Genomic DNA, 11787 nt, shown 5'->3' with positions numbered 1-11787 from the left:
TAAAAAAAGATTGTCTATAACTTTTGGCGATATAACAGGCAATAAAAAACCGGGCAATGCCCGGTTTTCGCTGATAGCAGCTCGACTTAGTAGAGCTTTTTAGCGCAATCCAGCCAGTCACCTTTAAACGGACGCTTCATGTTCTCAATCGCGTCGATGATGTCATGGTGAACCAGTTTTTCGTTCTGGATGCCGACGCAGCGGCCACCAAAGCCCTGCAGCAGCAGTTCGATGGAATAAGAGCCCATGCGGGATGCCAGGATACGGTCATACGCTACCGGAGAACCGCCGCGCTGGATATGGCCCAGAACGGTAGCACGGGTTTCGCGCTTGGTTTCGGTTTCGATATATTTAGCCAGTTCGTCGACATCGCAAATGTGCTCCGTAATGGCAACAATGGCGTGTTTTTTACCTTTGGCGATCCCGGCTTTAATCTCTGCCACCAGATCTTCGCGGCTGAATTCAACTTCCGGCAGAACCACAAACTCACAGCCGCCGGCGATAGCCGCAGCCAGGGTCAGGTCACCGCAGTAACGCCCCATCACTTCAACGATGGAGATACGCTGGTGTGAAGAGGAGGTATCACGCAGGCGGTCAATCGCTTCAACCACGGTTTCCAGCGCGGTGAAGTAACCGATGGTGTAGTCGGTGCCTTTGATATCGTTATCGATGGTGCCCGGCAGACCGATGCAAGGGAAGCCCATTTCGGTCAGGCGCATTGCCCCCATGTAAGAACCGTCGCCGCCGATAACCACCAGCGCGTCAATGCCGCGTTTTTTCAGGTTTTCGATAGCCACGGCGCGAACATTTTCATCGCGGAACTCAGGGAAGCGAGCGGAACCCAGGAATGTACCGCCACGGTTAATCATGTCGGACACGCTATAGCGGTCCAGCTGCACCATGCGATCTTCGTACAGACCCAGGTAGCCATCATAGACACCCATGACTTCCAGACCTTCTGACAGCGCTGCGCGCACCACACCGCGGATCGCCGCGTTCATGCCCGGCGCATCACCGCCACTCGTCAACACACCAATTTTTTTGATCATGACTACCTCTGAACTTTGAAAGCAAAATTAATCCTGTTGCCGGAAAACGCTGCGGGCAATCCGAAGCTTCGACGCTGCCCAAATAGTATAACAACGGCTTCCAGCTGAATTGATTCAGGTCAGGCCAAATGGCGGTACATTATGCAAAAACTGCCAATCAGCGCCAACTTTCCAACGTAAAACTAAAGCTCGAAATGCCCCTGTCGTCCCGCTGGAACCACAGAGCAAGGATCCTGGTGGATAATCACATCCGATCCGGGAAAACGATGCAAGATTGCCTGTTCCACCTGTTCAGCCACAACGTGCGCCTGAACCAGCGGCAAATTATCTTCCATCTCAATATGAAGCTGTATAAAGCGGGTCGGCCCTGACTGCCGCGTTCGAAGATCGTGGGCCCCTCTGACGCCGGGCCACGCATTCACGATATCAATAATAGCCTGACGTTCCTCGTCTGGTAACGCCCGATCAAGCAGCGATTGCACTGCTTCATAACCCATTTGCAGCGCGCTATACAAAATGTACACGCCAATGCCCAAAGCAAACAGCGAATCCGCACGATGCCAGCCGTACCAGGATAAGGCCAACGCAATAAGAATTGCGCCATTCATCATAACATCAGACTGATAATGAAGCATATCTGCCCGGACGGCCTGGCTTTGAGTTTTTCGCACCACCCAGCGCTGGAAAGTCACCAGAATTAAGGTGCTTATCAGTGCCACAATCGTGACCGCAACGCCAATACCAGGATCTTTCATCGGCGAGGGTTCGGCCAGGTGCTGAATACCGGTCAAAAACAGGAACAGTGCAGAACCTGAGATAAACATGCTTTGTGCGAGGGCGGCCAGCGACTCAGCCTTACCGTGACCGAACGTATGCTCTTCATCCGCGGGCTGAAGCGAATAACGCACCACCAGCAGATTCGTTAATGAAGCGGCAATATCAACCAGTGAATCCACCAGCGCGGCCAGGATACTGACCGAACCGGTATACCACCAGGCGAAAATTTTAATTAACAGCAACAGCGACGCCATGACGGTCGCTGCAATTGCAGCCCGACTAACCAGCTGCCCATATTGTTGATTCATGGGGGCTCCCGCAGGTGAATGCCGCTAGTATAGCGGATCCGCCCTGAGCGTCGGGCAAAAAAAACCCGCCTTGGTAGGCGGGGAAGACAGGGATGGTGTCTATGGCAAGGAAAACAGGGTTTGTTACTGGTTACTACGGGTACTGCTACTACTCATGGCCTGCAGCGAAACGCCCTGCTGCAGTTCAGACAGTTCACGGAGATTATCCATGCGCTGCTGGTGTTTCTCATTCAAAGCGGCTTGCTGTTCCGGACTGAGTAAGTGGTACATTTGGTTGCGTACTTTTGCCATTTCAACCTGGCGGGCAACCTGTTCTTGTGCCATTTTTTCAGCCTGAGCTTTCACTGCCACTTCATCAAATTTATCTGCGGTGACCAGGCGATGCATGATCTCCATTTCGCTAACATTAACGGGTGGGCTATCATGCCTTGCCCGGTGCATAAGATCTCGCATCTGTTGGCGTTGTTGCTCAGTCAAACTTATGCCGTCAAACATATGATTCTGACCGTTGTTTCGTTTTGCCAGATTGTCGCTTTGTGGCCAGTTAACGCCGGTCGGCAAATCAGCGGCCTGGCTGGCTAACGAGGTAAACGCCAGCGTTGAGGCCATGACGACAGCGGTAACATTGCGCATCACTTGCTCCCAAAATCTGTGTGTGCTGCGATTCAACGAGAGCCAGTCTACGATTCCCGCTGCAAACTAGCGTCAGGGGGTGTAAAACAACGTAAAGTCATGGATTAGCGCGCCTTGATGACGTAATTTCTGCCTCGGAGGTAATTTCACAATGAATAAAATCCTGTTAGTTGATGATGACCGAGAGCTGACTTCCCTGCTAAAGGAATTGCTCGACATGGAAGGTTTTGACGTGATTGTTGCTCACGATGGTGAGCAAGCGTTGACGCTTCTGGACGACAGCATCGACCTGTTATTGCTCGACGTAATGATGCCAAAGAAAAACGGCATTGATACTTTGAAAGAGCTTCGCCAGACACACCAGACACCTGTCATTATGCTTACCGCTCGCGGTAGCGAACTCGATCGCGTGCTCGGCCTTGAGCTGGGTGCCGATGACTATTTGCCAAAACCCTTTAACGACCGCGAGCTTGTCGCCCGTATTCGCGCCATCCTGCGTCGTTCACACTGGAGCGAGCAGCAACAGAACAGCGACAGCAGTTCGCCGACGGTAGAAGTCGACGGGCTGAGCCTCAATCCGGGCCGCCAGGAAGCCAGCTTTGACGGGCAGGCCCTGGACTTAACCGGCACCGAATTCACGCTGCTTTATCTCCTTGCCCAGCATCTGGGTCAGGTGGTTTCACGTGAACATCTGAGCCAGGAAGTTCTGGGTAAACGCTTAACGCCGTTCGATCGTGCAATCGACATGCATATTTCCAACCTGCGTCGTAAATTGCCGGATCGTAAAGACGGCCATCCGTGGTTTAAAACCTTGCGTGGCCGCGGCTATCTGATGGTTTCCGCTTCATGATAAGTAGCCTTACCGCGCGAATTTTTGCCATCTTCTGGCTGACGCTAGCTCTGGTACTGATGTTAGTTTTAATGCTGCCGAAGCTGGATTCACGCCAGATGACCGAGCTGATGGAAAATGAGCAACGTCAGGGCTACATGATTGAGCAACACGTCGAGGCGGAGCTGGCAACCGATCCACCGAATGATTTGATGTGGTGGCGGCGCCTGTTCCGCGCCATCGACAAATGGGCACCTCCTGGCCAGCGTCTGCTGCTGGTCACCAGCGAAGGGCGCGTCATTGGCGCCCAACGCAACGAAATGCAGATCATCCGCAACTTTATCGGCCAGTCCGATAATGCCGATCATCCTCAGAAAAAGAAATATGGCCGGGTTGAGCTAGTTGGGCCTTTTTCGGTGCGAGATGGCGAAGATAACTACCAACTTTACCTGATTCGCCCGGCCAGCAGCTCGCAATCTGACTTCATCAACCTGCTGTTCGACCGCCCTTTGCTGCTACTGATTGTCACCATGCTGGTGAGTTCCCCGCTGTTGCTCTGGCTTGCATGGAGCCTCGCCAAACCGGCTCGTAAGCTGAAAAACGCAGCAGATGAAGTAGCCCAGGGCAACCTGCGTCAACATCCGGAACTCGAGGCTGGGCCACAGGAATTCCAGGCCGCGGGCGCAAGCTTTAACCAAATGGTGACGGCGCTGGAAAGAATGATGACGGCGCAGCAAAGATTGCTGTCTGATATCTCTCATGAACTCCGCACTCCGCTGACCCGCCTGCAGCTTGGTACCGCGCTGCTGCGCCGCCGAAGCGGTGAGAGCAAAGAGCTGGCACGCATTGAAACGGAAGCCCAGCGCCTGGACGGGATGATTAATGACCTGCTTGTCATGTCGCGTAACCAGCAAAAAAATGCGCTGGTTAGCGAGACCATGAAGGCTAATCAAATCTGGACTGAGATGCTGGATAACGCCGCCTTCGAAGCCGAGCAGGTGGGCAAGTCGCTGGAGATCACCTACCCGCCGGGACCGTGGCTGATGTACGGTAACCCGAATGCGCTGGAAAGCGCGCTGGAGAACATTGTTCGTAACGCCCTGCGTTACTCCCATACCAAGATAGCTGTGAATTTCTCAGTCGATAATCAAGGCATTACCGTCACCGTTGACGATGACGGCCCGGGTGTCAGCCCGGAAGACAGAGAGCAGATTTTCCGCCCGTTCTATCGTACAGATGAAGCTCGCGATCGCGAGTCGGGAGGTACAGGTCTCGGTCTGGCTATCGTGGAAACCGCCGTACAGCAGCATCGTGGCTGGGTAAAAGCTGATGACAGCCCGCTGGGTGGTCTACGCCTGACGCTCTGGCTACCGCTTTATCACCGCTAACAAGCAGGCTCTACGGAGCCTGTTTTCATTTCTGCTTAGCCGCAATTTTGCTATTCTTCGCCCCCTAGTCGATGGGGGTTGTATGTTAAATATCGTTTTGTTTGAGCCAGAAATTCCGCCCAATACCGGGAACATTATCCGCCTGTGCGCCAATACCGGTTTCCGGTTGCACATCATTGAGCCGATGGGCTTTCCCTGGGACGATAAGCGCCTGCGACGCGCCGGGCTGGACTACCACGAGTTTACGACCGTGCTGCGCCATCGCGACTACAATGCATTTTTAGAGGCAGAAAAGCCTCAACGCCTGTTTGCCTTAACGACCAAGGGAACGCCGGCCCACAGCGCGGTGAGCTATCAGGCAGGGGATTATTTGATGTTCGGGCCGGAAACGCGTGGGTTGCCCCCTGAGATCCTGAATGCGATGCCGGCGGAACAGAAGATTCGCATCCCAATGATGCCGGACAGCCGCAGCATGAACCTCTCTAACTCGGTGTCCGTGGTGGTGTATGAGGCCTGGCGCCAGTTGGGGTATCAGGGCGCCGTGCTCAGAAGCTAAATGCCGTCGCCGTACTCAAAGCCCGCGCCGTTGAAGTGCTGATCCATATCCATCGCCGGTTTGTCGCTACCTGGCGTGCCCACAATGCGAGCCGGTACGCCAGCAGCAGTGGTATGCGGCGGAACAGGCTGTAGCACAACTGAGCCTGCGCCAATTTTTGCGCCGGTTCCGACCTCTATATTGCCAAGGATTTTTGCGCCAGCGCCAATCATCACGCCTTCGCGGATCTTCGGATGGCGATCGCCACTGGTTTTACCGGTACCGCCCAGCGTGACCGACTGCAGAATAGAAACATCGTTTTCGACGACCGCAGTCTCACCGATCACAATCCCCGTGGCGTGATCCAGCATGATCCCGCAGCCGATTTTCGCCGCCGGGTGAATGTCTACCTGGAAAGAAACTGAGACCTGATTCTGCAGGAAGATAGCCAGCGCCTGTCGCCCTTGCAGCCAGAGCCAGTGGCCAATTCGATATGCCTGGAGCGCGTGAAAACCTTTGAGATAAAGCAGCGGCGTTGAATACTTGTCTACCGCCGGGTCACGGGTGCGAACAGCCTGAATGTCACAAGCCGCGGAAGCAATCATCTGCGGATCGGCTGCGTAGGCTTCTTCGACAACCTCGCGAATCGCGATAGCCGGCATAATCGGCGAAGCTAACTTATTGGCCAGCATGTAGCTGAGCGCGTTACCAAGGTTATCGTGCTTGAGGAGCGTCGCATGATAAAAACTGGCCAACATGGGTTCACAATCCGCAAGCGCTCGCGCTTCGGCTTTAATATTGCTCCACACCAAATCCAGTTCTTCAGACGACATTGTTCTCTCCAGACAGAAAAACAACGCCCGACACCAGGGTCGGGACGTTTCAGTTATTGCGGTGTATTAAGCGATCCCTCAATTGCCGCTTCGTTCATCCTTACGAGTACGACCAAGCAACGTTAATGCTGCCTCGCGCGCATTTTTTCCGCAATACAATACCTGATAAATTTCCTCGGTTATTGGCATTTCGACGCCTACTCGAGCCGCCAGCTCGCGAACTTCTTTGGTATTGCGATAGCCTTCAACCACCTGGCCAATCTTCTGCTGTGCGCCATCCACATCCATTCCCTGGCCAAGCATCATGCCGAAGCGACGGTTACGGGATTGGTTGTCGGTACAGGTCAGCACCAGATCGCCCAGGCCAGCCATACCCATAAAGGTTTCAGGCGAAGCACCGAGCGCACTGCCCAGACGCGTCATCTCTGCAAGACCACGGGTGATAAGCGCGGTACGTGCATTGGCGCCAAACCCGATGCCATCCGACATCCCGGCCCCAATAGCGATGACGTTTTTAACCGCCCCGCCCAGCTGAACGCCGATGAAATCGGGATTGCTGTAGACGCGGAAGCTTTTGCCGCAGTGCAGCAGGTGCTGGAGATCCTCTGCAAACTGGTCGTCGGTCGCCGCAAGCGCAATCGCGGTTGGTAAACCGGCAGCCAGCTCTTTCGCAAAGGTCGGGCCGGAAATAACCGCCAGGGGAACATCATCACCCAGCGCTTCGCGGGCAACGTCCTGCAGCAATCGACCCGTTTCAGCTTCCAGCCCTTTTGTCGCCCACACAATACGTGCATCCGGGCGCATCAGCGGCTTGATTTGACGTAACACTTGCCCGAACACATGGCTCGGCACGACCACCAGAATATTGCGGCTGGCGGCAAGTGCGACGGCTAAATCACTCTCGAGATGCAGCGTGTCGGGAAAAGGAACGTCGGGCAGGAAAGCCACGTTGCAGCGATCGGCCTGCAGCGTAGCGATATGTTTGGCATCATGGCCCCACAGCACAACGTGGTGGCCATTTCTCGCAAGGGTGATAGCGAGAGCGGTGCCGTAAGAGCCGGCACCGATAACAGTCATTGAAGCATTAAGGCTGTTCATCAGGCATCCTGATGGTTTTCAGCACCTTCGCCAGCTTGCTGCTGCAGATAGTTCATGAACAACGCATCGAAGTTAACCGGTGCAAGGTTCAGCTGCGGGAAAGTGCCGCGAGAAACCAGGCTAGTGATACATTCACGCGCATACGGGAACAGAATGTTCGGGCAGTATGCACCCAGGCAATGCGCCAGCTGCGAGCCTTCGATACCGTCCACGGAGAAGATACCCGCCTGCTGAACTTCACACAGGAAAGCAGTGTCTTCGCCCAGGCTGGCGGTGACGGTTACGCGCAGTACAACTTCGTAGATATTGTCAGCCAGCTGGCTGGATGCAGTATCCAGATCCAGTTTAACTTCTGGCTGCCAGTCTTTCTGGAAAACGTGCGGCGCGTTAGGTGCTTCGAAAGAGACATCCTTGGTGTAAACACGCTGAATCTGGAAACCCATTTCTGTATTGTTTTGTTCTGACATTGTTAACCCTTAAATTTAAACGTCCTTACTCTGCGATACACGGCAGACAAACCACACTAGCTCAGCAGGGGATCGAGTCCACCACGCGCGTCCAGTGCGTACAAGTCATCGCAACCGCCAATGTGCTGTGCGTCAATAAAAATCTGCGGTACCGTGGTGCGGCCACTGCGTTTGATCATCTCTTCCCGCTTAGCGGCGTCGCCGTCAATAGGCAACTCCTGGAACGCCACGCCTTTTTCATTCAGCAGGGCTTTTGCACGGTGGCAAAAAGGGCAGGTCGCTTTGGTATAGATCTCAATGTTCGCCATGGTTTACCTCAGTCTTTTCCAGATTATTTACCGCGAACCAGTGGCAGGTTTTCCCCGCTCCAGCCAGCAATACCTTCTTTTAACAGCGCGACTTGCTCGAAGCCAGCTTTGTGTAACAAAGCCGCTGATTCTTGTGAAGAAACGCCGTTAGCGCATACCACAATAATGGGCTTCGCTTTGTGTTTTTCAAGCTCACCAAAATTGCCGCTTTTGATTTCGGTTGGCAGCACGTTCAGTGAATTCGCAATGTGGCCTTTACGGAAATCGTCACGCTGGCGCACATCGACAACCACCGCGTCTTCTTTGTTAATTAAGCGAGTGGCTTCACCGCGGGTTACCACTTTGACTTTGGAGGCCAGGCCTTTAAAGGTCATGAAAAGTACCGCTGCCAGCAGACCAACCCACGCCAGACTAAGTATGGGATGACGACCAACGAATTGCATAATTTCTTGCATGGGGGGTAATAACTCCCGACTAAGTAATGATGAGAAAACCAGGTGGGGAGTATACCTTCGCGTTGTGGCAATTACAGCCAGTCTGAATAATGTTATGTGGATTCTGCGGGCTGTTACGAAAAAAAAGAACCAGACTGATGTAATCCGATCGCCATCCAGCCCCTTTCTTTGATCTTCTGCGGCTATTCACCGGGAGCGCCTGTAGTAAAATTACGCAAATTTTGTCTTAGACTCAGAGGTTGTTGCAATGTCGGTTACTAAAAAACCTATGGTGCTGGTGATTCTGGATGGCTACGGCCACCGCGAAGAGCAGCAGGATAACGCCATCCTTAACGCGAAAACTCCGGTAATGGATAACCTGTGGGCCCAGCGTCCACATACCCTGATCAACGCATCTGGCCTGGAAGTTGGCCTGCCGGACGGTCAAATGGGTAACTCTGAAGTGGGCCACGTCAACCTTGGCGCCGGCCGCATCGTCTACCAGGACTTGACTCGCCTGGACGTTGAAATTAAAGAACGTACTTTCTTTGCTAACCCGGTGCTGACCGGCGCGGTAGACAAAGCGGTTGCCGCCGGGAAAGCAGTACATATCATGGGCCTGGTTTCTCCTGGCGGCGTTCACAGCCATGAAGAACATATTCTGGCGATGATCGAACTGGCCGCTGAACGCGGTGCTGAAGCCATCTATCTGCACGCTTTCCTTGACGGCCGCGACACGCCGCCGCGCAGCGCCGAATCCTCCCTGAAGAAATTCTCCGACAAGTTCGCTGCGCTGGGCAAAGGCCGCGTAGCCACCCTGATTGGCCGTTACTACGCGATGGACCGTGACAACCGCTGGGATCGCGTTGAGCTCGCCTACGACCTGATGACTCAGGCCAAAGGTGAATTCCAGGCAGACAATGCCGTTGCCGGTCTGGCAGCCGCTTACGCCCGCGATGAAAACGATGAGTTTGTTAAACCTACTGTGATCCGCGCTACAGGTGAAGCCGAGTCCACTATGAACGACGGCGATGCGCTGATCTTCATGAACTTCCGTGCCGACCGTGCCCGCCAGATCACCCGCGCCTTTGTTAATACCGATTTCGACGGTTTCAGCCGTAAAAAAGTGGTGAAGTTTGGCGACTTCGTGATGCTGACCGAATATGCCGCAGACATTAAAACAGCCTGCGCGTACCCACCAGCTTCACTGACGAATACCTTCGGCGAGTGGATGGCGAAACACAACAAAACCCAGCTACGCATCTCCGAAACAGAGAAATACGCTCACGTTACCTTCTTCTACAACGGCGGGGTTGAAGAGCCTTTCGCTGGTGAAGACCGCGTGCTGGTGAATTCGCCAAAAGTAGCCACTTACGATCTGCAGCCAGAAATGAGCTCCGCAGAGCTGACCGACAAGCTTCTCAGCGCCATCAACAGCGGTAAATACGACACCATCATCTGTAACTACCCGAACGGCGACATGGTCGGTCATACCGGCATTTATGATGCCGCTATTTCTGCCGTTGAAGCGCTGGATAATTGCGTGGCTCAGGTGGTTAAAGCCGTTGAGGCCGTTGACGGTCAACTGCTGATTACCGCAGATCACGGCAACGCAGAACAAATGCGCGACCCGGCTACCGGCCAGGCACATACCGCGCACACCAGCCTGCCGGTTCCTCTGATTTATATCGGCAAGAAAAATCTGAAAGCGGTCGAAGGCGGCAAGCTGTCCGACATCGCGCCAACCATGCTGAGCCTGATGGGCATGGAAATCCCGCAAGAGATGACTGGCAAGCCGCTGTTCATCGTGGAATAATCCCTCCCCATGAGGGGAAAGGCGATTTTTTCAAAGACATGGGCTGTGAAGCCCGTTATTTACGCCAGCGTGTTAAGCGCTGGCGTCTTGTTATGCTCTTTTTCCAGCCACGCCGATGACAAACAGCAGCTGCAGTCTATCCAGCAGGATATCGCCGCCAAAGAGCGAGCCGTGCGCCAGCAGCAGCAGCAGCGATCTGTTTTACTCGCTCAGCTAAAAGCGCAGGAAGAAGCTATTTCTGCGGCCAGCCGCAAGCTGCGTGAAACCCAGAACACCCTCGCAGATTTAAACAATCAAATCGCAACCCTGAATAACTCTCTCGCCAAACTGCAAAAACAGCAGGCAACCCAGGAACGTAACCTGGCCGCTCAGCTGGATGCGGCGTTTCGCCAGGGTCAGCATACCGGTATTCAGTTGATTCTCAGCGGAGAAGAAAGCCAGCGAGGCCAGCGCCTGCAGGCTTATTTTGGCTATCTTAACGCTGCTCGTCAGCAGACAATCGAAGAGCTAAAGCAGACCAAAGCTGAAGCCGCACAGCAGAAATCCGAGCTGGAAAGTAAGCAGAGTGAACAGCAAACGCTGCTCTACGAGCAGCAGGCACAGCAGGCCAAGCTGGAAAGCGCCCGTAACGAACGCAAAAAAACCCTCGCTGGCCTCGAATCCTCGATTCAGCAGGATCAGCAGAAGCTGAGCGAAATGCGTCAGAACCAGTCGCGCTTGCAGAATCAAATCGCCCGAGCAGCAGCCGCAGCAAAAGCTCGGGCAGAGCGTGAGGCGCGCGAAGCCGAGCAGGTTCGCAGCAAGCAGCAGGAAGCCTCTAACAAAGGCACGACCTACAAGCCAACCGAAAGCGAACGCTCGCTGATGTCGAGAACCGGCGGCCTCGGGTCACCGCGCGGGCAGGCATACTGGCCGGTTCGCGGTTCGTTACTGCATCGTTATGGCGAACAGCTGCAAGGTGAACTACGTTGGAAAGGTATCGTTATTGCGGCGCCGGAGGGCACGGAAGTTAAAGCCATTGCCGACGGACGCGTGATCCTTGCCGACTGGCTGCAGGGCTATGGCCTTGTCGTCGTTATTGAACACGGTAAAGGCGATATGAGTCTCTACGGCTACAACCAGAGCGCGTTGGTCAGCGTCGGCACCCAGGTGCGCGCCGGGCAGCCTATCGCACTGGTCGGTAGCAGTGGCGGCCAGGGCCGTCCGTCACTCTATTTCGAAATTCGTCGCCAGGGCCAGGCAGTGAATCCACAACCGTGGTTGGGAAGATAAGTTTTGCCTCAGTTCCGCACTGTTTTTTTCGCCGCCGCCA

Annotated in this window: 13 protein-coding genes; 5 read left to right on the top strand and 8 right to left on the bottom strand. The window is 54.3% G+C overall.

Annotation, left to right across the window (positions count from 1 at the left end):
- Positions 1 to 86: 86 nt before the first annotated feature.
- The 3 genes from pfkA to cpxP form a co-directional block, all read right to left on the bottom strand.
- A complete protein-coding gene (pfkA, locus tag ACE38U_RS19220) occupies positions 87 to 1049 on the bottom strand; it encodes a 6-phosphofructokinase (RefSeq protein WP_038477083.1) in 963 nt (320 codons plus the stop codon).
- A 182-nt stretch (positions 1050 to 1231) separates the two neighbouring features.
- Positions 1232 to 2134 carry a CDF family cation-efflux transporter FieF gene (gene fieF, locus ACE38U_RS19215; RefSeq protein ID WP_375530371.1) on the bottom strand — a complete coding sequence of 301 codons (903 nt, stop codon included), beginning with the start codon at positions 2132 to 2134 and terminating at the stop codon, positions 1232 to 1234.
- Between the two features lie 123 nt (positions 2135 to 2257).
- Positions 2258 to 2767, bottom strand: coding sequence for a cell-envelope stress modulator CpxP (gene cpxP / locus ACE38U_RS19210; RefSeq protein ID WP_038477089.1), 510 nt, complete (start codon positions 2765 to 2767; stop codon positions 2258 to 2260).
- A gap of 151 nt (positions 2768 to 2918) precedes the next feature.
- Between cpxP and cpxR the strand changes: the two genes are divergently transcribed.
- From cpxR to trmL, 3 genes are all read left to right on the top strand, one after another.
- Positions 2919 to 3617: an envelope stress response regulator transcription factor CpxR gene (cpxR, locus tag ACE38U_RS19205; RefSeq protein ID WP_008457487.1), complete on the top strand. Its 699-nt coding sequence runs from the start codon at positions 2919 to 2921 to the stop codon at positions 3615 to 3617.
- Positions 3614 to 4984 carry an envelope stress sensor histidine kinase CpxA gene (gene cpxA, locus ACE38U_RS19200; protein WP_038477092.1) on the top strand — a complete coding sequence of 457 codons (1371 nt, stop codon included), beginning with the start codon at positions 3614 to 3616 and terminating at the stop codon, positions 4982 to 4984. The genes cpxR and cpxA overlap by 4 nt, the downstream gene beginning before the upstream one ends.
- A gap of 82 nt (positions 4985 to 5066) precedes the next feature.
- Positions 5067 to 5540: a tRNA (uridine(34)/cytosine(34)/5-carboxymethylaminomethyluridine(34)-2'-O)-methyltransferase TrmL gene (trmL, locus tag ACE38U_RS19195; protein ID WP_038477095.1), complete on the top strand. Its 474-nt coding sequence runs from the start codon at positions 5067 to 5069 to the stop codon at positions 5538 to 5540.
- Here the strand turns inward: trmL and cysE are convergent.
- From cysE to ACE38U_RS19170, 5 genes are all read right to left on the bottom strand, one after another.
- Entirely contained in the window at positions 5537 to 6352 is an 816-nt protein-coding gene (gene cysE / locus ACE38U_RS19190) for a serine O-acetyltransferase (RefSeq protein WP_038477098.1), read from the bottom strand. The two genes, trmL and cysE, sit on opposite strands and share 4 nt — an antisense overlap.
- A 78-nt stretch (positions 6353 to 6430) precedes the next feature.
- Entirely contained in the window at positions 6431 to 7450 is a 1020-nt protein-coding gene (gene gpsA, locus ACE38U_RS19185) for an NAD(P)H-dependent glycerol-3-phosphate dehydrogenase (RefSeq protein WP_038477101.1), read from the bottom strand.
- Positions 7450 to 7917, bottom strand: coding sequence for a protein-export chaperone SecB (gene secB / locus ACE38U_RS19180; RefSeq protein ID WP_038477105.1), 468 nt, complete (start codon positions 7915 to 7917; stop codon positions 7450 to 7452). Before secB ends, gpsA begins: the two co-directional genes overlap by 1 nt.
- 56 nt (positions 7918 to 7973) lie before the next feature.
- Positions 7974 to 8225 (bottom strand): glutaredoxin 3, encoded by a 252-nt coding sequence (gene grxC, locus ACE38U_RS19175; RefSeq protein WP_008457480.1) that lies wholly within the window; start codon positions 8223 to 8225, stop codon positions 7974 to 7976.
- Positions 8226 to 8248: 23 nt separating this feature from the next.
- Entirely contained in the window at positions 8249 to 8680 is a 432-nt protein-coding gene (locus ACE38U_RS19170) for a rhodanese-like domain-containing protein (protein ID WP_375530370.1), read from the bottom strand.
- Positions 8681 to 8927: 247 nt separating this feature from the next.
- Here ACE38U_RS19170 and gpmM point away from each other — a divergent pair, with 247 nt between their 5' ends.
- Positions 8928 to 10475 carry a 2,3-bisphosphoglycerate-independent phosphoglycerate mutase gene (gene gpmM / locus ACE38U_RS19165; RefSeq protein WP_375530369.1) on the top strand — a complete coding sequence of 516 codons (1548 nt, stop codon included), beginning with the start codon at positions 8928 to 8930 and terminating at the stop codon, positions 10473 to 10475.
- Between the two features lie 9 nt (positions 10476 to 10484).
- Positions 10485 to 11747 (top strand): murein hydrolase activator EnvC, encoded by a 1263-nt coding sequence (gene envC / locus ACE38U_RS19160; RefSeq protein WP_375530368.1) that lies wholly within the window; start codon positions 10485 to 10487, stop codon positions 11745 to 11747.
- Positions 11748 to 11787: the final 40 nt, after the last annotated feature.

Source organism: Cedecea selenatireducens (assembly GCF_042138895.1).
GTDB classification, from domain to species: domain Bacteria; phylum Pseudomonadota; class Gammaproteobacteria; order Enterobacterales; family Enterobacteriaceae; genus Cedecea; species Cedecea selenatireducens.
The sequence above is the reverse complement of the archived record's forward strand: the minus strand, read 5'-3'. Positions and strand labels throughout refer to the sequence as shown.

Excerpts from the sequence above, each read along its gene's own strand:
- pfkA (WP_038477083.1), bottom strand. The coding sequence starts at position 1,049 with ATGATCAAAAAAATTGGTGTGTTGACGAGTGGCGGTGATGCGCCGGGC.
- gpmM (WP_375530369.1), top strand. The coding sequence starts at position 8,928 with ATGTCGGTTACTAAAAAACCTATGGTGCTGGTGATTCTGGATGGCTAC.
- trmL (WP_038477095.1), top strand. The coding sequence starts at position 5,067 with ATGTTAAATATCGTTTTGTTTGAGCCAGAAATTCCGCCCAATACCGGG.
- secB (WP_038477105.1), bottom strand. The coding sequence starts at position 7,917 with ATGTCAGAACAAAACAATACAGAAATGGGTTTCCAGATTCAGCGTGTT.
- gpsA (WP_038477101.1), bottom strand. The coding sequence starts at position 7,450 with ATGAACAGCCTTAATGCTTCAATGACTGTTATCGGTGCCGGCTCTTAC.
- fieF (WP_375530371.1), bottom strand. The coding sequence starts at position 2,134 with ATGAATCAACAATATGGGCAGCTGGTTAGTCGGGCTGCAATTGCAGCG.
- cpxP (WP_038477089.1), bottom strand. The coding sequence starts at position 2,767 with ATGCGCAATGTTACCGCTGTCGTCATGGCCTCAACGCTGGCGTTTACC.
- grxC (WP_008457480.1), bottom strand. The coding sequence starts at position 8,225 with ATGGCGAACATTGAGATCTATACCAAAGCGACCTGCCCTTTTTGCCAC.
- ACE38U_RS19170 (WP_375530370.1), bottom strand. The coding sequence starts at position 8,680 with ATGCAAGAAATTATGCAATTCGTTGGTCGTCATCCCATACTTAGTCTG.
- envC (WP_375530368.1), top strand. The coding sequence starts at position 10,485 with ATGAGGGGAAAGGCGATTTTTTCAAAGACATGGGCTGTGAAGCCCGTT.
- cpxR (WP_008457487.1), top strand. The coding sequence starts at position 2,919 with ATGAATAAAATCCTGTTAGTTGATGATGACCGAGAGCTGACTTCCCTG.
- cpxA (WP_038477092.1), top strand. The coding sequence starts at position 3,614 with ATGATAAGTAGCCTTACCGCGCGAATTTTTGCCATCTTCTGGCTGACG.
- cysE (WP_038477098.1), bottom strand. The coding sequence starts at position 6,352 with ATGTCGTCTGAAGAACTGGATTTGGTGTGGAGCAATATTAAAGCCGAA.